Genomic DNA, 19,189 nt, shown 5'->3' with positions numbered 1-19,189 from the left:
TTCCATCGAATACAGGACTACGAATCAAACAACGTGCACGGCGATTTCGCCGAGGCGCTCGACGCCGACCTTCATCGTCTCGCCGGCCTTCACGGCGCCGACACCCTCGGGCGTGCCCGTGAAAATCACGTCGCCCGGTTCGAGGCGGAAGAACTTCGACAGATACGACACCGTTTCCGCAACCGACCAGATCAGGTGCGAGACATCGCTCTTCTGCTTCGTCTCGCCATTGACCGTCAGCCAGAGGCCGGCCTGCTCGAAGTGGCCGACTGCGCTCACGGGATGAATCGGGCCGATCGGCGCGGAACGGTCGAACGCCTTGCCGATCTCCCACGGGCGGCCCATTTCGCGCATCTTCATCTGCAGATCGCGGCGCGTCATGTCGAGGCCGACGGCATAACCCCAGACGTGCTCGAGTGCCTCATCGACGCCGATATCGGAGCCGCCCTTGCCGATCACGGCAACGAGCTCGGCTTCGTAGTGGTAGTTCTGCGTCTGCGACGGGTACGCGAGTTCGAGCGTTTCGCCGTAAGCGACGGGCACGACCGCATCGGCGGGCTTGCAGAAGAAGAACGGCGGCTCGCGATCGGGATCGAAGCCCATTTCGCGCGCATGCGCCGCGTAGTTGCGGCCCACGCAATAGACGCGGCGCACTGCGAACTGGGCGTCGCTACCGGCGACAGGAACGGCAACGGGCGCCTCGGGCGGGAAGACAAAAGCCATGATGATTTCGACTCGGCAAATAAGGGGTGAAGCGCGCGCCGCCAGCGGCGCGCGCGAAACAACCAGGGTCCAATAACGGCCGCCAGAACGGCCGTGCTTAGCTGCGTTCTTCGCGCAGCAGATTCAGGGCGGTGAGCACGGGACGATCCGAATAGCTGAACAACACGCTTTCCGCCTGCGCCGAGAGGCTCACGTTCGCCCAGGAAGGCACGACGAACACGTCATGCGGCTCGAACGTGAACTCGTCGTTGCCGATCTTGACCGTGCCCTTGCCTTCGACGACGCAGTAGATCGTTGCGTCGGTGCTGCGGAAGGTGCGGCCCTTGAAGCCTGCGGGCAGGTATTGCATGAAGGTCGCGATGTCCGGCATCGGCCAGCCGCCCGTTGCCGGGTTCACGTAGCGCAGCTTCACGCCGTCCCACTCGTCGAGATCGCCATGGCGGTACAGCGTGTCGAGCGCTTCGCGGCTGCGCGCATACGGGTAGCTGAAGATCGGCGAAGTGGGATCGGATACGCGGTGCCGCACGGGCACCATGTTGTGGCCGAAGCGCGCGAAGCTGTCACCCTCGGGCCGCGAGACGGGCTGCGTCGCTTCGGGGAAGTTCTCGGCAAAGCCGGCGTCCATGTGCGCGACGAGCGGGATATCGAGGCCGTCGAGCCACACGACGGGCTCGCCGCCGTCTTCCACGGACGGATTGCCGTGGTCGTGCCAGGTCCACGACGGCGTGATGATGAAGTCGCCCGGGTGCATCGTCGTGCGCTCGCCGTTTACGGCCGTCCAGGCGCCCTTGCCTTCGACGATGAAGCGCAGCGCCGACTGCGTATGCCGGTGGCTCGGGGCGATCTCGCCGGGGAGGATCAACTGGAGCCCGGCGTAGAGGTTCGGGGTGATGCTCGACTTGCCGGGAAGGCCGGGGTTTTCGAGGACCAGCACGCGGCGCACGGCCTCTTCGGCGCTGATCAGGGCACCGGCCTGCATCACGAGATCGCGCACCTGCGCGTACTTCCAGATCGCGGGCAGCGCCTTCGGCTGGGGCGTTTTCGGCACGAGGCTGTGCAGCGACTCCCAAAGCGGCGCGAGGCGCTGCTGGGCGATCTGCTCGTAATAGGCCGCGCGCGAGGCGTCCGGATGGTGGCGGGTCATTCGCGTCTCCTTTTTGGTGTCTGGCTGGGCCTGGCGCGCCAGTTGGCGGCGCGTCGCTTCGATTGGCCCGGTAGACGATTTATAGGCGAACGACCTATATCGCGTAAAATGATAAATTCATCTAATCCATATGATTCTGGATATACCTTGAGTGCCAGAACGGGATCGACGGGAGGATTGCCTGATGGACTGGACCCACCGCCTGCGTTTGCGCCATCTGCAGGTGCTGCTGAGCCTCGCGGACACTGGCAACCTGAGCCAGTCGGCCGTGGCGCTGAATACGACGCAACCGGCGCTGTCGAAATGGCTGAAGGAGCTGGAAGAGGATTTGGGGCTGCCGCTGTTCGAGCGGCACGCGCGCGGCTTGCGGCCCACCTCGTACGGGGAGGCGATGATCGAGCACGCGCGGCGCATCGAGGCGCAGCTCGATACGGCGCGTGACGATATGCACGCGTTGCGGGAAGGTGGGAGCGGCCTCGTGAGCATTGGCACTTCCGGGGTGGCGGCGGCGGATACGGTGCCGCTTGCTGTTTCGCGGTTGCTTGAGCGCATGCCGCGCGCGCATGTGCGGCTTGTTGAAAGCACGATGGATCAGTTGTTGCCGAAGCTCTCGCGGGGGGAGCTGGATATTGTGGTTGGCCGGTCCGGGCAGCAGTATGACGATCCGTTGCTGCAGGTGGAGGCGCTCTATACGGAGCCGATCAATTTTGTTTCGAGGCCGCATCATCCGCTTACGGAAAAGGCTGCGCTCGGCTGGGAGGATGTGCTCGCGTATTCGTGGATCGTTTGGCCTCAGGGCACGCCTGTGCGCATTGCTATGGAGATTGCGCTTGCCGCTGCGGGGCATGCGTTGCCTACGCATTGTGTTGAGTCGAATTCTTCGTTGCTCAATCTTACTTTGCTCAATAACACCGATCTGGTGGGGGTTGCGTCGCATCGCGCCGCGCTAAGATTTGAGAAGCTCAATGCTATTCGGATTCTGCCTATGCAGCTTGAAGGGTTTGGGTCGGTTTCCATGTATTGGTTGGCGGAGAATGAGAACCGCGTTGCGGTTGCTATGGCGCTTGAAGCGTTGCGCGCCTATGCGGATCAGGCTAGTGTTGCCTGGCAGGCGAATCTTAATATGTGATTGGGTTATATCGTAGTCTGATATTTTTTTATGGCTTTGGCCTTAACTTGTTTTCGCGGCGGGCCGCAGGCGTTGCCCCTGTGCGGGGCGGCACCTACTTTTCTTTGCAGCCGCAAAGAAAAGTAGGCAAAAGAAAGCGGCTCACACCGCTAGTGTGACGCAGTCCACCACTGCCCTGTATATCGGAGCGGCTCCGGGGCATCCGTCTCCTCGCGCATCCCACCCTAGTGACAAGGGGCTCATCCTTCCCGCCGCGCGCTACGCGCGGGCGGAAGGGTCTGCAAGGAAAACCGGGCGGGCGGGCCGGCAAATGCACTGAGAGCGCCGCCCGGTAAGTGCGCGAAGGTACTGTCCGGTAAATGCGCGGGAGTGCTGATCGCTAATACGCTGGGATTCTGACCGATAAATGCGCTGGGATTCTGACCGATAAATGCGCTGGAGTGCTGATCGGCAAATGCGGGGGAGTGCTGATTGGTGAATGCACGGGCGTGCTGGCTGGCGAATGCGTGGGCGAGCGGCCGATCGAATAAGCTGGAGTCCTACGAAAACGCGCGCACCCCACCGGTTTTGGCTATGCCCCACGGCACGCGGAGCGCCGCCGGATGGATGAGCCCTTAGTCACTCCGGCGAGTAGCAAGTGGTGACAGACGCCCCGGAGCCGCTCCGATATACAGGGCAGTGGTGAACTGCGTCACACTGGCGGTTTGAGCGGCTTTCTTTTGCCTACTTTTCTTTGCCGCGGCAAAGAAAAGTAGGTGCCGCCCCGCACAGGGGCAACGCTTGCGGCCCGCCGCGAAAACAAGTTAAGGCCAACGATCCAGGCTGCGATAACGCCTCAAGAACAGCCTATTTACGCCGCCGCTCGCCGGCACCCGCCACTGCCAGATCAATCACAGGCGCCCCCTGCTCAATAAGAAAATCCCGAAACAACCCAGTAACCTGGGAAATTCTCCGATCCGCGAGCGTCACCACATACCATTCCCGTTCAACGGGATTCCCCGGAAACGGCAACTGCTTCAACAACCCAGCCCGCAATTCCAGCGCGCAAGCATGCCGCGACAAAAACGCGACACCGAGCCCGGCTTCCGCCATCTGCTTGATGGCCTCATTGCTCGATAATTCGGACCCCACATGAAACCGGTGCCCAGACGCCTTAAAAAGCCCCTCGACGGTCGTCCTGGTCCCCGCTCCACGCTCGCGCACCAGCAAATGCGCCGACTCCAGATCCTTCATTGAAACGCGCTTGCGCTGCACCAGCGGATGCTCCGGAGCAGCCACAAACACCATCGGATGCTTGGCAAACTCCGCAGCATGCGTCCGCAACTCCTTCGGCGGACTCCCCATGACAGCCAGATCGATCTCATGCGTAGCCAGCATGCGAATGATCTCCTCACGATTGCCCACCTTGAAATACGTCTTCACATGAGGCCGCGTAGCCGTAAACCTCACAAGCAGAGGCGGTATCAGATATTCCGCGGTGGTAATCGCTCCAATACGCAACGTGCCCCCCAACTCCCCCTTCAGCGCCGCCACCTCGTCGCCCGCATCGCGCCACAGATGCAAGATCTCACGCGCATAGCGGCCCACGATCTCGCCCGCCGTCGTCAGCTCCACGCCACGCCCCACCCGTTGCAGCAATGCCGTGCCCACCGCCTCCTCCAGCAAGCGGATCTGCAACGATACTGCCGGCTGTGTGAGATGCAGTTCCTGCGCCGCGCGCGACACGCTCCCCGTGCGCACGACCATATCGAGCGCCTTCAGTTGCCGGAACGTCGCCGCCTTTCCTATTAGTGAATGCATATAGGTCACCTAGAAACATTAAATTGTTCTTTGGTACATGAAACGATATCCTGGAATCCAGTAGCGACACATTTGAACCGAATAAATTCTGGAGGACAACCGTGGCCCCCATCCCTGACTTCCCCTCCAAGGCGCGCGCGGCTAGCGCCCCGCGCATCCTCATCGTCGGCGGCGGCGCCGGTGGTCTGCAACTCGCCACGCGCCTCGGCAGCACGCTCGGCCGGCGCGGCCAGGCGCAGATCGTGCTCGTCGATCGCCTGCCGACGCACTTCTGGAAGCCGCTTCTGCATGAGGCCGCTTCCGGTCACCGCGATCCCGCCTCGCACACCATCGAATACGCCGCTCAGGCCAAGCGCCATGGCTTCGAGTTCGTCCAGGGCGAATTGCGCGCCGTCGATCGCGCTCGCCGCATCGCCACCATCGGCGCCGTGGTCGATCAGGATGGCACCCAGATCGTTCCGCAACGGGAAATGCACTATCACGATCTCGTGCTGGCCGTCGGCAGCGTGACCAACTTCTTCAATGTGCCCGGTGCCGCGCGTCACGCGCTCCCGCTCGAGCATGTCGGGCACGCCGAGGACTTCCGCAAGAAGTTCCTGGCCGCGTGCGCCAAGGTCAATCACCTCGCCGATGCGCCCGCTCCATCGCCCGCACGGCCCGTGTGCATCAACGTGATCGGTGCGGGCGCGACCGGCGTGGAGCTGGCAGCGGCGCTGCGGCACGCAGTCGGCCAGCTCGCGGCGTATCGCTTCAGGGCGCTTGATCCCGTGCGCGATGTCCGCATTCGTCTGATCGAAGGCGCGCCGCGCGTGCTCCCGGTGCTCGACCCGCGCATTTCGGAGCGCACGCAGGCACAACTCGAGCGCCTGCATGTCGATGTGCTGACCAGCACGCGTGTGGCTCGCGTCGAGGAAGATGCGATCGTGACCTCGAGCGGCGAGCGACTGCCCGCCGATATGACGATCTGGGCCGCCGGCGTGGCCGGGCCCGCGATGCTGCGCTCGATCGATGGACTGGCGCTCAGCGCGTCGAATCAGGTGATCGTGACGGATACCTTGCAAACGCCTGACGACCCGCACGTGTTCGCGTTCGGCGATTGCGCCGCCTGCCCGTCCGGTGCTTCGAGCGCGTACCTGCCGCCACGCGCCCAGGTCGCGCACCAGCAAGCGGTCTACCTGAGCCAGGCATTCGCGCGGCGCCTGGCCGGCAAGCCGGTCGCGGGCTTCGTGTTTCGCGACGCCGGCACCGTGGTCTCGCTCGGCCAGTCCGGCGCGCTCTACCAGGCCGACCTTCGGGTGAGCGCGCGCTCGGTGATCGTCGATGGGCCGGCTGCGGCGGGGTTGTACCGGCTGCTGTATCGCAAGCACCTTTCGGGCGTGCATGGTATCGGACGTACGCTGCTCCAGACGCTGGGCCAGGTGCTGCACAGCTATGGCCGGCCCTCGATCAAGCTGCACTGACCATGGCCCATGGCGAAGCGCATCGGATCCACCGCTCCCGATTTGCGCTTCGCCGCCACTCTAATGCAGATCGTCCGTGCGAGTATCCGATGTTTGAAACGTTCACATGCGCGCCCGGCGATGTAAGCGTTTTCAGTCGCTAGCATTTTCGGTGTATCGGGCAGCGCACCGCTCGGCCTCGCGAATGGAGCCGCAGCGGCAAATCATGTCGAAGTAACGAATGGAGCGGGCATGGACGTTCACGCGGCGATGCTAGCAGATCGACGCCCGGTTCATGAGGCCCGCTTCATGAACACCCGCTTTAAGAAGCTCCGTTGGGCGCGATGCCCGGCAGCGCCGTCAGCGCCCGCTCCCAGATCTGCCGCGTGCGCAACCACACGAGCTCGCGCCAGTTGGCGTCGGCGGGCAAGAACGACTCGAACAACGCGCGGCTGATCGCACGGCCTCGCGCATCGTGCGGGTCGCCATACAGGTGCAGCCAGTGGTCGTCACACAAGGCCGTGTGCATGGGCGCTTCCGGATAGGTCCCGCATTCGATCACAAGCTGCATCAGGTGCGTATCCGGCAACGCGTCGAGCAAGGCCTGCGAGGCATAGCCCGTCGCCCGTGCGACCACGCCGGTTTCGCTGATGGCGGCATCCGCGTGCGTGAGCAGCGTGTAGAGCCATGGGCCGTAGAGATGCTGCGCGTCGGCCAGCGCCGGATACGCCGATTGCGCGATCGCCATCAGCATCGGGTGGCCGAACGCACCCGCACCCGTGTGCAGGTCGAACGAGATCGCGACCCGAGCCCGCTTGAGGAAGCGCTGGACGATCTCGTGCAAGGTCCGGTTCGACCAGGTAGGCGCTTGCCCGCCATAAAAGAGTCCATCCGCATGGCGGTATTGCCCTGCGCCCACGATCGCCTGCACGCCCGACCAGCCGAGCGATTCGACGTGGCTCGCGAGCAGCGCGTCGGCCTGCTTGCGCTGCGGGCCATCGATATCGCGGCAGGCGTAAATCTCGTGCAACGCCTCATAGCGCGCGTTGACCGGCAACTCCGCGCCAAAATCGACATAGTTGCGATTCAGATCGACGTTGTCTTCATTCACGCGCCTGACCCACGCGGTGCCCCACGGATTGATCAGGTGCACCATCAGCACGGCCACGTCGTCGGGCAAGGTCCGCGCGGCCAGCTCGTGCAGCCACTGCGTCTGGCACGTGGAGCCGTAATAGCCCTCCACCCCGTGCGTGCCCGAGATGGCGACCAGCACGCGAGACGCGGCCGGATCGCCAAGCCAGGCGACCTCTGTCGCGAGCGCTTCGCCCTTCGGGCCCTTGAGGGGGTGCGCATAGCTCGTTACGGTGGCGCCCGCCGCTTGCGCGGCGCGAAGGAAATGTTGGCGCTGGGCGTCGAAATCCGCTTCGACGGGAAAGCCTGGCTTCATGGAGTCCTCTGATCATCAAGCGTGTTGTGGGGTCGTGCCGTCTTGCGGGGGCTGCGCTGCTTCATGCGGGTGTCTCGGACAACGCGAGCGTAACGTTACCCGAAGGCCTCGCGCAACAGAGCAACACGCTGCCTTCGGGCGGCGGGTCGAGCGGCGCGGTCGTGTATTCGACGCCGCCTTCCGCCAACGGCGTGACACAGGTATTGCAAATGCCGATGCGGCAACTGAAAGGCACCGCGTAGCCATGCTGCTCCGCGAGTTCGAGCAACGATTCGCAACGCGTGTCCCACGCGACGGCGGGCGCATTGGGGTGGAATTTCACTATCGTTGCGTTCGCATCTATTTGCCGTTCGTTCTCGAGCGGCTCTGCCGCGTCAGATAGTGTTTCCTGCGCAGTTTCGGCCTCGGCCTCCAGCACGGTCGCGGGGCCGAAAAACTCGTAGTGGATGCGTTCGCGCGCGACGCCGAGGCCGCGCAGGAGCCGCCAGTTGGCCTGCATGAACGCGGGCGGCCCGCATAGATACACTTCGTAGTCGTCGAGCGGCAGCAGGCGTTGCAAGGTCTCGCGCGAAATGAGCCCTTCGCTGTCGAACCTCGGTGCGAGACGGTCCTCGCCAGAAGGCTGCCGATAGCAGACGTGCGTATGCACATTTGGACACGCCCCCGCGACCGCCTCTACCTCGCTGGCAAACGCGTGCACCGCGCCGTTCTCGCAGGCGTGAATGAAGTACACACGCCGGTCCCGCGCCTCGTCCATCGCCCGCAACCGATGCAGCATGCTCACGAGCGGCGTCAAGCCCACGCCGCCGCTCATGAGCACGACGGGCCGCGTGGTGTCGTCGCCGCACACGAACGCGCCCGCCGGCCCGGCCACATCGAGTTCGTCCCCCACCTGCACCGCGTCGTGCAGGTACGACGAGCCGCGTCCCGCCGGCACGTCGTCGCGGCCCGGCGGGGCCGGTTCGCGCTTGACGGAGATGCGCCAGCGCGCAGCGTCTGCCGGATCACCCGAAAGGCTGTATGTGCGCAGCAGTCTTTCACCCGACGGCAAGGGCAAGCGCAACGTAACGAACTGCCCCGCCACGAACGACGGCAAGGCCTCGCCATCGGCGGGCACGAGCTCGAACGAAACGATCGAGGCGCTTTCGCGCCGCCGCCCGCTCACGCGCAAGCGCCGAAAGCCCGAGGGCGCGCGGCTCGCCAATGCCACCCCCGTGTTGACGACATCATTCATTTCACTGCTCCGCGCGCTCGCGATTCACGAGGTGAACCGGCACCGCCACAGGCCGTGCCTGCTTTTCGGTTTGCTGCTCACGCTCGATCATCTGCCCAAGCGCGCGCCTGAAACGCAGCGGCCCCGCGTCGATCGCGAGATCGATGTTCGGCGTGCGCGCGTTCTGCATGCCCGCATGAACGGCCTGCAACACCACGCGGTCTTCTTCGAACGCATGGCGCACGTCCGCATCGAACTGGCGCGACACCTGCTCGTCGTCCGGCGCGAAGTTGCGCGTCTGGAACCAGTAATAGCGCGTCTGCGAAGCATTCACTGGCGTCATGAAGTTATAGGAATTCATCAGGAAGCCATCGGCATGAAGCGGCGCGTCGTCGCCGCCCGTTCCCGCCGGCGTGAAAACGGCCTTGATGATCGCGTGCGACGGAAAGCGGACCTCGTAATGCTGCTTGCGGTCGCAACGCCCTGCGAAGCGCACGAACTGCGCGTAGAACGGCGCAACTTCCACATCGCGCATCCAGCGCGAGACCGTCACGCCGTGAGCCGCAACCTCGGTCTTGAGCGGCTCGGCTTCGCAAGCCGCGTTGCCGAACGAAGAGCGGTGCACCCACGCAACGTGCGAGGGGTCCAGCAGATTGTCGGTGACGTAAAGGTAGTTGCAGTCCACCGTCATCGCGTCGCCGCGATTCACGCCCCAGGCCGGGTCGCCCCATTCGTCGATGTCGACGATCTTCGCGGCATCGGCCTCAGCCGGCTCGCCCATCCAGATCCAGAGCAGCCCGTAGCGCTCCGCCAGCGGGTAGCTGCGCACCTTGGCGCCCGGCGGAATCCTCGGGCTGCCCGGCGCGCGCACGCAGGCGCCCTCGCAATCGAACGTGAGGCCGTGGTAGCCGCACTCGACCTGATCGCCCACGAGCCGGCCCATCGAGAGCGGCAGCTTGCGATGCGGGCACGCATTTTCGAGCGCGACGGGCGTGCCGTCCTCGCGCCGATACATCACGATGGACTCGCCCAGCAGGGTCACCGGCGCGAGCTCGCGCGTCACTTCCGCATCCCATGCCGCCACGTACCACGCATTCTTCAGAAACATTGTTGCCTCCGCTAGTCCGTTTTCGTTTTTCGTCTGTTCGCGCCCTTTAGCTGCGCTGTGCAGGCCGCTGACATCCGACTGGTTTCCAAGGATAAAAAACCAGAACACAAAAGAACAGATGTAAAAACCTGCCTGTTCGTTTAGAGTTTCTAAAACGTGAATAGCCGCCGAGAACCGGGACGATGACGAAATGACGACGAATGCCTTTCCACCGCTACGCGCGCTACAGGTCTTCGAGGCGGTCGGCCGGTGCGGCGGCATCACCGAAGCGGCGCGGCGCCTTGGTATCTCCGCGGGCGCGGTCAGCCAGCAGATCAAGCTGCTCGAAGACACGCTGGGACTGCATCTCACGCAAAAGGACGGCAAGCGGCTGCGCCTCACGGCGATTGGCCGGCAGTACCACGAGAGTTGCGCGGCGGCATTCGAGAGCCTGCGCGTCGCGCACGCCGAAATCGAACGCGCGAAGAACACGCGCAATCTGAGCATCAGCGCGCTGCCTTCGCTCCTGTCGAAGTGGCTCGCCCCGCGCATGCTCGAATGGCAGCGCCAGCACCCCGAGCTCAGCGTGTATCTCGACGGCACGCACACGGAGCCCTCGCCCGACGGCTACGAAATCGACTTTCGCATTAGCTATGGCGAGCGGATCGTGAACGCCGAGAACACCGTCGAGCTCTTCCGCGACTGCGTGGTGCCCGTGTGCAGCCCGCGCCTGCTCGATTCGGGCACGCCGCTCGAGCACCCAGCGGACCTGCTCGCCTACCCGCTGATATCGGTGGACTGGCTGCCGAAGTTCGCCTCGCCGCCGTCATGGCGCGAATGGTTCGTCGCGAACGAAGTGGATTGCGGCGAGTTCAACGAGAACCACCTCGTGCTCTCGCTCTCGAGCGTGGCGATTCAGGCGGCCATCGACGGCTACGGGTTCGCGCTGGCCCAAAGCTCGATGGTTTGCGACGACCTCGCCGCCGGCCGTCTCGTCATGCCCTTCGCGCTCGGGCTTTCGTTGCCTTCGCCCTACTTCCTCACGTGGAAGCCGAACGCATTCGACCGGCCCCACTGCCGCCATTTCCATCGTTGGCTGCTTACGCGCGGCAAAGAACAGCAACAACGCAACGAGAGCATGCTGCACGTGGTCGCCTGAGGCTTCAGGCGACCACGGTGGCGGCGCTCAGAACTTGTGACGAATGCCGATGCGCGCCACGGTTTGGGTTTCGCTCGTGGACGAATCGTCGGCGCCACCCGTGTACGCGACGTCGAAAGCCGTGCCCGTATGCGCGCTCACGGCCTTCTGCATGCTTGCCATCACGTAGACGTCCGTGCGCTTCGAGAGGTTGTAGTCCGCCATCAGGCCGAACGTGTGCCACTTCGGCTTCGACGAGCCGCCCGAAGCATCGAGCTTCGCCTGCGTGAAGTCGTACATCGCACCGAGCATGAAGGCCGGGGTCACATGATAGGTCCCCGACAATTCGAAGTTATCGAATTTCAATGACGACACGCTTTGCCCCGGCGGCACGATGGACCCGCTAATGTAGGCGTAGGCGGTGGGATTGCGCAGGTCCGTATGGCTGTACACGAAGCCGACCATCGCGTTGCCCAGCGCATAGTTGATACCGGCACCGAATACGCGCTGCCGTTCGGCGAAGAACCCCGCGTCGTTCGTCGCCACCGCGCCGGCGGAATTCACACCGGGGTTCGTCACGTTCAAATAGGCAAGGCCGATGGTGAAGCCGCCGTTCGCGTAGCTCGCACCGACGCTCTGCGCATTGTTCGTCGAGATCTGTCCGGGGCTGTTCGAGAACGCATAGGTCGCGCCGAACTGGAAGCCGCTGAAATTCGCGCTGTAATACTGCACGGCGTTATTCAGGCGGAACGAGTTGTCGGTATTGTCGTTATCGTAGGGGTGCTCGAACAGATAGCCGCCCCAGTTGCCGTTCGCCGTAAGCGGACCCAGAAACTCGACGAGCGAATCATACTGGCGCCCGAGGCTCAGCGTTCCGTATGAATCGTTCGATACGCCCACCCAGGCCTGGCGGCCGAACATCCGGCCGCCTTGCATCAACCGGCCGCTATTCACGTCGAAGCCGTTTTCCAGCTGAAAGACCGCCTTGTAGCCGCCTCCCAGATCCTCGCTGCCTTTGAGTCCCCAGCGGCTGCCCTGCGCGTCGCCACTCGACATTTTCCATTGCGAGTGCCCTAGTACGTTGCTCGTATAGTCGATCCCCTCGTCGACGATCCCGTACAGCGCCACACTGCTCTGTGCATGAGCCGCCGTTTGAACCCCGGCCAACGCTCCCATCGTGCCCAACATGCACACTCCAAACCAGGACTTCTTCATTCAGATCTCCTAAACCATCGTTATAAGAATTTTTCACTGAGCAGACCGCGAATCAATCGCCGTAGATGTCGAACTGGAAATACTTCGCGGCAATCTGCTGATAGGTTCCGTTCTTGCGAATCGTGCCGATGGCGTCGTTGATACGCGATTCAAGTGCCGTATCGCCCTTGCGCACGCCAATGGCCACGCCGTTGCCTGCGAGGCGCGGGTCCTTCACGAGCTCGCCGGCCATGGCATAGCCCTTGCCGCGCGGGGTCCTGAGAAAGCCATAGTCGGCCTGCACGGCCGCCTGAAACGCGGCGTCGAGCCGCCCGGTTGCCAGGTCCTCATAGATTTGGTCCTGGGTTTGATACGCCACGACCGTAATGCCGTGCGGCGCCCACTCCGCCTTGGCGTAGGCCTCCTGGGTCGACCCTTGCACGACGCCGACACGCTTGCCCTGCAAGCCCTGCGTGGTTGGCTGAAGCTTCGATCCGGTGCGCGCGATCAGCGCCGAGGGGCCGTTGTAAATGCGGTTGGTGAAATCGATCTGCTGACGGCGCACCTCGGTCGCCGACATGGCGGACAGAATCGCGTCGAACTTGCGAGCCTTGAGCGCGGGAATCATGCCATCGAAGCTTTGTTCGACCCAGACGCACTTCTCATGAAGCGTCGCGCAGATCGCATTGCCGAGTTCGATGTCGAAGCCTCGCAGGCTGCCATCGGGCGCCTTCGATTCCATCGGCGGATAGCTGGGGTCCACGCCGAAGCGGATGACCTGCGGTTCCTGAGCGCTGGCCGCGAGCGGCAGCATGGCCAGCAGGAGAAAACACGAAAGCGCTGTACGTTTCATCAATTGTCCTTAGCAATGGGTAAATGGTGTGCGCGACGCAAACGTGCCGCGCGGCCGGCACGCAATCCGGTCAGACGAGGAAGCTTTCGACGAGACGCACCCAGTAGCCCGCGCCGGTCATGAGGATGTCGTCGTTGAAGTCGTAGCCGGGGTTGTGGACCATGCAGCTGCCTTCGCCATCGCCGTTGCCGATGATCAGATAGCAGCCCGGGCAGCGTTGCAGGAACCACGCGAAATCTTCGCTGCCTGTCAACGGCGCGAGGTTCTCGATCATGCCGGCATCGCCCACCCAGTCGCGCGCGACTTTCTCGGCGAAGGCGGTCATTTCCGTGTCGTTGACGAGCACCGGATAGCTGGCCTCATAGGTGACCTCGGCGCTCGCGCCGTAGACGGCCGCCTGAGCCGCGATGACCGCCTTGATGCGGCGCTCCAGGTCATCACGAACTTCCGGGCGCAGCGCGCGCACCGAGATCGCCATGTGGGCTTCGCCGGGAATCACGTTCGATGCCTCGCCGGCATGAATCGCGCCCACCGTGATCACGGCCATATCGAGCGGCGCGACGTTGCGCGAGACCACGGTTTGCAGCGCGAACACGATGGCCGCGCACACGACCACGGGGTCGACCGTCTTGTGCGGCATGGCGCCATGGCCACCCACGCCGGTCACGCGCACGGTGACCTGATCCGCCGACGCCATGAATGGGCCCGCGCGAAACCCGAGCTTGCCGGCCGGATGGCCCGGCATGTTGTGCATGGCGAACACGGCATCGCAGGGAAAGCGTTCGAGCGCGCCGTCTTCGAGCATGCGCCGCGCGCCCGCGAGGCCTTCTTCCGCGGGCTGGAAGAACAGGTTGAGCGTACCGTCGAAATTGCGCGACTGCGCGAGCTGCTTTGCTGCGGCGAGCAGCATGGCCGTGTGGCCATCGTGACCGCACGCGTGCATCTTGCCCGCATGACGGCTCGCATACGGCAGGCCGGTTTGCTCATGCACGGGCAGCGCGTCCATGTCGGCGCGCAGGCCAATGCGGCGCGATCCGGTGCCGCATTTCAGCGTCCCCACCACGCCCGTGCCGGCCAGCCCGCGATGCACCTCATAGCCCCAATCGGCGAGACGCTGCGCCACGAGATCGCTCGTGGCGAATTCTTCGTAGCCTAGCTCGGGATGGGCGTGAATGTGCTGGCGCAACTCGATCATTTCGCGGCTGCTGGCGTGGATATCGGACAAATCGGTCATCGTGAGCGTCTCCGTGTATTCAAAAAGTGAACAGCTGGTGCTAACGTATCGCGACAGAAAGCGCCCAGGGAGAGCCCAAATCGTGAACGTGGCAACCTGCGGCTAACACTTCCCCGGACGCGAGACCCGCCAGAGAGCGCATGAAACTCCATCAACTCCGAACGCTCGTTGCCGTTGCGGACGCCGGCGGCATTCGCGGCGCGGCGCGCGCGCTCGATGCATCGCCGGCCGCCATTACGAAAAGCCTGCGTCAGCTCGAGGAAGACGCGCAGATACCGCTCGTGCTGCGCACGTCATCGGGTGTCACGTTGACGGAATTCGGGCAAACCCTGCTGGTGCATGCGCGGCTGATGGTGGGTCAGATGGCGCGCGCGCAAGAGGCGGTTGATACCATGCGTGGCACGGCTAGCGGCAAGCTGTCGATTGCGATCACGCCGTGGCTGGCGATGACGTTTCTACCCGAGACCATGAGGCGCTTCACCGAGCGCATGCCCGACATTCGTCTGGAGTTTTTTGAAGGCTTGCTGCCGATTGCGAATCCGCGGCTGCGGGATGGGAGCCTTGACTTCTTTCTTGGCAGGCCTACGCCGGGGGATCTTGGTGTGGAGTTTCAGTATCGGCCGCTGTTTTCGTCGTCGTGTGCTGTTGTCGTGCGGCAGGATCATCCGCGCGCGAATTGCCGGTCATTGGCGGAGCTGTGTGATCTCGATTGGTTGCTGACCTGGGATCCTGCGAATGATGGGCCGTCTGCGCAGAATATGTTTGAGCAGCATGCGCTGCCAGTGCCGCGAAAGATTCATCTTGTGCATTCGTTTGCGATTGCGCTTGCGCTTTTGAGGCAGAGCGATATGGCTAGTGTGTTTCCGTGGCCGCTCGTGGAGGTGAGCGCTGCGCGGGAAGGGTTATGTGCGGTGCCCGTGCGGGAGCAGCTCGAAGATGCGAAAGTGAGTATTATTTCGAGGAGTGGGTATCCGCTGAGTGTTGCGGCTGAGTGCTTTATTGAGTGCCTCGTGGAGGCTGTGCACTATGCGCAATTTTCTGATTCGCCTGAGACGCGGAATGTGTTGAGGTCTGTTGATTTGTTAGTTTGAAATTTTTTTTTGCGCTCCTCGCGCGTTGGCCTTAACTTGTTTTCGGGGCCCGCCGCGAATACAAGTTAAACACCAACGCGCCGGGAACCGGGCAAAAAAAATCACCCCCCCAACACATCAAAATCAAAATACCGCCGCTCGATCTTCTGATAAGTCCCATCCTTAATCATATCGGCAATAGCCTGATCGATCATCGCTCGCAGCTCAGTATCACTCTTTCGCAACCCAATGGCAGCCCCCACCCCAAGCGTCTTGGGATCATTAACCGCCGCACCAAGAAAAGCATAATCCCGCCCTTGCGGCGTCTTCAAAAACCCATTACTACCAGAAATCATATCCGTAAGCGTCACATCAAGCCGCCCCGACCGAAGGTCGGTATAAACCAGCTCCTGATTCGCATACGAAACTACGTTGATACCCGCCGGCGCCCAATAAGCCTTCGCATAGGCTTCCTGCGTAGACCCTTGCGCCACCCCCACGTTCTTTCCCTTCAGCGAAGCAACCGTAGGCTGCAACGTAGACCCCCGTGGCCCAATCAAACTACTCGGCGTATTGAACAACATACTGGAGAACGCAACCTGCGCTTCCCGCTTCGGCGTAACCGACATCGCCGACAGAATCGCATCGAACTTGCGCCCCTGCAAAGCAGGAATGATCCCATCAAACGCCGTCTCCACCCACACACACTTCGCATGCAGCCGCCGGCAAATTTCATTGCCGAGATCGATTTCGAAGCCCACGAGCTTGCCGTCCGGCGCTTTGGATTCAAACGGGGCATAGGTCGGATCGACGCCGAACCTCAGCTCGGTCAATGCCTTTGCGTGAGCGCTGAGCGCCGCAAGTGACAGCGTGAGACACACCAGCGTCTTCTTCATGGCAAACATGGAATTCCTGTTCGAAATGGTCGCTTTCAGCGTCGGCCAGAGACCCGACTACGGGAGCGAGGGTTAACGAGAGCAGATCCGCCCTTGGGATGGCGCGAACAACATTGGCCCAAGCATAGGGACACAAAAAATCGAATAATAGAGGTGTACCGATGCACGATGCTTAAGTTTTTCTAAAACGTGCCCCCTCGGTACGCAACAGCGCATCAACGCGACCGTATACTCCCCCACAGTATTGACCTATACTCATCCCCAGTATCACGCTCAATCGCCCTCGCCCGATCCAATGGGCGAGTCGATCCAAACGACCGTTCACCGCTCACGCGCCTTCAAGGAGACACATCATGGCCATTGCGCTTCACCCGACCGTCGATCAGGGCATCAAGAAAGGTATCGAGAACTTCGCAGGCGGCACGCTGCGCTGCAAGTGCAGTAGCGACCCGGTTGAAGTGCAGGTCGCCTCACAGGTGTTGTTCAACCACGCCTGCGGTTGCACCAAGTGCTGGAAGCCCGCAGGCGCGTTGTTCTCGGTCGTGGGTGTAGTGCCGCGCGAGAAGCTTTCCGTGGTGGCCCACGGAGAAAAGCTGAAGGTCGTCGACGAGAAGGCGCTTATCCAGCGCCATGCCTGCACCGCCTGCGGCACGCATTTGTATGGGCGCATCGAGAACAAGGACCACGCGTTCTACGGGCTCGATTTCATCCACACCGAGTTGTCCAGCGATGCCGGCTGGGACGGCCCCGGTTTCGCGGCGTTCGTTTCGTCGATCATCGAGAGCGGAACGCCGCCTTCGCTGATGGCCCAAGTGCGCCAGAGTCTGCGCGACCAGGGCCTGGAACCCTATGATTGCCTGAGCCCCGCGCTCATGGACATCCTCTCCACGCACTCGGCCAAGGCAAAGGGTACCTACCGCGAGGCCTGATCAGCGTTAAGCTGGGCTTGACAAAGCCCGTGCCCGGCGCGCGCCGGCAAGAGCCGCCGGGCGCGCGGTGGCGCACATTAGTTGCCGTCGCCGCGGATCGAGTCGGGGGAGAAAAACGCCTCGGTCATGTTCGACGTATGCGAGAGAATCGGCATCTCCTCCTGGTTCGACAGACGGTCCGCATAGTACGCGCCCGAGATCAGGTCGTGATAGAAGACCGAGGTCGAGTAGAACGACTTGGCGTCGTATGCATAGAGCGTGGGCGCGAGGTTCATGCGCCACAGCGTGCCGCGCGCGTCGTAGTTGTCGGCGGCGACTGCGTTCCAGCTATCCTCGTCGAGATACAGCACGCGCTTCGCGTACTGGTGGCGGAAGCCGGCTTTCAGCGTCGCCTGCAGCACCCACACGCGATGCAGTTCGAAACGCATGTACTGCATGTTTTCATGGCCCTTCGTCAGCAGATCGCTGTACTTGATCGACGGGTCCATCAGCTTGTAGTTGTCGTACGGGATGTAGATCTCGCGCTTGCCGAGGATCTTCCAGTCGTAGCGTTCACCCGAGCCGTTGAAGAGACGGTCGTCGTCCACCGTGCGGAAGCCGCCCGGGCCGATCGGCTGGTCGAAGCCGTACTCGGGCATTTGGCGCACGCGGCGCGTGCCGGGGTTGTATTGCCACGCGCGGCGCGTGTCCGAGCCTTCCTCGTTCCACATGTCATAGCTCACGATAAGCGAGCCGCGGTCGGACAACGGCAACTGGGTTTGCACGCGCGCGAACGTCTTGTTCACGAGCGGGTTGTTGGCTGGCTGGAACGGAATGGCGCCGCGCGGCCCGTAAATGAAGTAGTTCACCTTGCCCCGGGCGATGTTGCCATCCGGATAGACGACGGCCTGGTCATAGGTGGCGCTCTCGCACTCGATCAGCGAGGCGAAGCGCAGGTTCCACATGGCTTCCACCCCGTCCTTGGGTACCGGGAACGGCGCGACTGGCGGAAAATCCTTCAAGCCGTTCTGGTCCGGCGTCATGGTCGTCTGCGGCGCGTAGGTGCGGATCGCCTTGTAGACCTCGTCCGGGTAGCGGAAATCGCGATGGCTCGGATACACGGTGATCTTGAAGGTATCCGGGTACTTCTTCAGGAGCGCCTTTTCGCCGTCGGTTAGACGCGCTGCGTACTGCTGCATGTTCTGTGCGGTAATCGTGAAGAGTGGCTTGTCGCTCGCGTAGGGGTCGGGGAAGCGTTCGCCCTGCTTGTAGGTGATGTCGGGCGGGGCGCCGAGCCATTTGCCGGTCCAGGCGGGGATGGTGCCGTCTGCGTTCCCGGCGCGTTCGGCGCCCATTGGGGTGAGCGGGCCTTCCAGCTTTGCCATGTCCTCGGGGCTGGTTTTTGCGAGGGACGCTGTTGCCAGCGTCAGGGTTGCTGCTAGTGCGCAGATGGGTATCGCGATGTGAATGGCTTTTTTCATTTGCATTCCTTATTACATAGAATTGTGAGCAGGTCTTGGCGATAGCGTCGCCGGACTGAACTGCGGGTGCAACGTGCTCAGTGAGTGTTTTTAAATTGTGATTTATCGGGTTTGGGGGATTCTTTTTGGCTTTGGCCTTAACTTGTTTTCGCGGCGGGCCGCAGGCGTTGCCCCTGTGCGGGGCGGCACCTACTTTTCTTTGCAGCCGCAAAGAAAAGTAGGCAAAAGAAAGCGGCTTAAACCGCCAGTGTTACGCCGTCCACCACGGCCCCTCCAACCGGAGCGGCTCCGGAGCATCCGTCATCTCGCACACTCCGCGTTAGTGACAAAGGGCTCATTCTTCCCGCCACGCGCTACGCGCGGGCGGAAGGGTATGCAAGGAAAACCGGGCGTGCTGCCGGCGAAAGCGCGGGATTGCTTCCGCTAAATACAT

The 19,189-nt window shown here is 62.7% G+C and carries 16 protein-coding genes; 5 read left to right on the top strand and 11 right to left on the bottom strand.

Annotated features, from left to right (window positions below):
• Window positions 1–24 precede the first annotated feature (24 nt).
• Window positions 25–723 carry a fumarylacetoacetate hydrolase family protein gene (locus E1956_RS27185; protein WP_134755070.1) on the bottom strand — a complete coding sequence of 233 codons (699 nt, stop codon included), beginning with the start codon at window positions 721–723 and terminating at the stop codon, window positions 25–27.
• A 97-nt stretch (window positions 724–820) separates the two neighbouring features.
• Window positions 821–1,867: a gentisate 1,2-dioxygenase gene (gene gtdA / locus E1956_RS27180; RefSeq protein ID WP_134755067.1), complete on the bottom strand. Its 1,047-nt coding sequence runs from the start codon at window positions 1,865–1,867 to the stop codon at window positions 821–823.
• A 184-nt stretch (window positions 1,868–2,051) separates the two neighbouring features.
• On the opposite strand from gtdA, the gene E1956_RS27175 reads away from it, so the two are divergent.
• Window positions 2,052–2,996, top strand: coding sequence for a LysR substrate-binding domain-containing protein (locus tag E1956_RS27175; protein ID WP_134755065.1), 945 nt, complete (start codon window positions 2,052–2,054; stop codon window positions 2,994–2,996).
• Between the two features lie 846 nt (window positions 2,997–3,842).
• On the opposite strand, the gene E1956_RS27170 is transcribed toward E1956_RS27175, so the two are convergent.
• On the bottom strand, window positions 3,843–4,796 hold the full coding sequence (locus tag E1956_RS27170; protein ID WP_134755063.1) for a LysR family transcriptional regulator: 954 nt from the start codon (window positions 4,794–4,796) through the stop codon (window positions 3,843–3,845).
• Between the two features lie 101 nt (window positions 4,797–4,897).
• Here E1956_RS27170 and E1956_RS27165 point away from each other — a divergent pair, with 101 nt between their 5' ends.
• Window positions 4,898–6,256, top strand: a complete 1,359-nt coding sequence (locus E1956_RS27165) for an NAD(P)/FAD-dependent oxidoreductase (protein WP_134755061.1) — start codon at window positions 4,898–4,900, stop codon at window positions 6,254–6,256.
• Between the two features lie 301 nt (window positions 6,257–6,557).
• Here E1956_RS27165 and E1956_RS27160 read toward each other — a convergent pair whose 3' ends face one another.
• The 3 genes from E1956_RS27160 to E1956_RS27150 form a co-directional block, all read right to left on the bottom strand.
• The gene (locus E1956_RS27160) at window positions 6,558–7,682 is read right to left on the bottom strand and encodes a DUF2817 domain-containing protein (RefSeq protein ID WP_134755059.1); all 1,125 of its coding nucleotides are present in this window, start codon (window positions 7,680–7,682) and stop codon (window positions 6,558–6,560) included.
• Window positions 7,683–7,743: 61 nt separating this feature from the next.
• On the bottom strand, window positions 7,744–8,916 hold the full coding sequence (locus E1956_RS27155) for an FAD-binding oxidoreductase (RefSeq protein ID WP_134755057.1): 1,173 nt from the start codon (window positions 8,914–8,916) through the stop codon (window positions 7,744–7,746).
• A gap of 1 nt (window position 8,917) precedes the next feature.
• Entirely contained in the window at window positions 8,918–10,003 is a 1,086-nt protein-coding gene (locus E1956_RS27150; protein ID WP_134755055.1) for an aromatic ring-hydroxylating dioxygenase subunit alpha, read from the bottom strand.
• A 190-nt stretch (window positions 10,004–10,193) separates the two neighbouring features.
• Between E1956_RS27150 and E1956_RS27145 the strand changes: the two genes are divergently transcribed.
• Window positions 10,194–11,141 (top strand): LysR substrate-binding domain-containing protein, encoded by a 948-nt coding sequence (locus tag E1956_RS27145; RefSeq protein ID WP_134755053.1) that lies wholly within the window; start codon window positions 10,194–10,196, stop codon window positions 11,139–11,141.
• A gap of 27 nt (window positions 11,142–11,168) precedes the next feature.
• On the opposite strand, the gene E1956_RS27140 is transcribed toward E1956_RS27145, so the two are convergent.
• From E1956_RS27140 to E1956_RS27130, 3 genes are all read right to left on the bottom strand, one after another.
• Window positions 11,169–12,335, bottom strand: coding sequence for a porin (locus E1956_RS27140; RefSeq protein WP_418789314.1), 1,167 nt, complete (start codon window positions 12,333–12,335; stop codon window positions 11,169–11,171).
• 52 nt (window positions 12,336–12,387) lie between these two features.
• A complete protein-coding gene (locus E1956_RS27135; protein WP_134755051.1) occupies window positions 12,388–13,167 on the bottom strand; it encodes an ABC transporter substrate-binding protein in 780 nt (259 codons plus the stop codon).
• 70 nt (window positions 13,168–13,237) lie between these two features.
• Window positions 13,238–14,401 (bottom strand): M20 aminoacylase family protein, encoded by a 1,164-nt coding sequence (locus E1956_RS27130; protein ID WP_134755049.1) that lies wholly within the window; start codon window positions 14,399–14,401, stop codon window positions 13,238–13,240.
• Between the two features lie 140 nt (window positions 14,402–14,541).
• On the opposite strand from E1956_RS27130, the gene E1956_RS27125 reads away from it, so the two are divergent.
• Window positions 14,542–15,492 (top strand): LysR family transcriptional regulator, encoded by a 951-nt coding sequence (locus E1956_RS27125; protein ID WP_134755047.1) that lies wholly within the window; start codon window positions 14,542–14,544, stop codon window positions 15,490–15,492.
• Between the two features lie 101 nt (window positions 15,493–15,593).
• Here E1956_RS27125 and E1956_RS27120 read toward each other — a convergent pair whose 3' ends face one another.
• The gene (locus tag E1956_RS27120; protein WP_134755045.1) at window positions 15,594–16,367 is read right to left on the bottom strand and encodes an ABC transporter substrate-binding protein; all 774 of its coding nucleotides are present in this window, start codon (window positions 16,365–16,367) and stop codon (window positions 15,594–15,596) included.
• A 353-nt stretch (window positions 16,368–16,720) separates the two neighbouring features.
• Between E1956_RS27120 and gfa the strand changes: the two genes are divergently transcribed.
• Window positions 16,721–17,296: an S-(hydroxymethyl)glutathione synthase gene (gfa, locus tag E1956_RS27115; protein WP_134755043.1), complete on the top strand. Its 576-nt coding sequence runs from the start codon at window positions 16,721–16,723 to the stop codon at window positions 17,294–17,296.
• A 77-nt stretch (window positions 17,297–17,373) separates the two neighbouring features.
• On the opposite strand, the gene E1956_RS27110 is transcribed toward gfa, so the two are convergent.
• Window positions 17,374–18,756, bottom strand: a complete 1,383-nt coding sequence (locus E1956_RS27110) for a DUF1329 domain-containing protein (protein ID WP_134755041.1) — start codon at window positions 18,754–18,756, stop codon at window positions 17,374–17,376.
• Between the last annotated feature and the right edge of the window lie 433 nt (window positions 18,757–19,189).

The organism is Paraburkholderia pallida (assembly GCF_004524855.1).
In the GTDB taxonomy this organism is placed as follows: Bacteria; Pseudomonadota; Gammaproteobacteria; order Burkholderiales; family Burkholderiaceae; genus Paraburkholderia; species Paraburkholderia oxyphila.
Note: the sequence above shows the minus strand (reverse complement) of the source record. Positions and strands in the feature narration are given on the sequence as shown.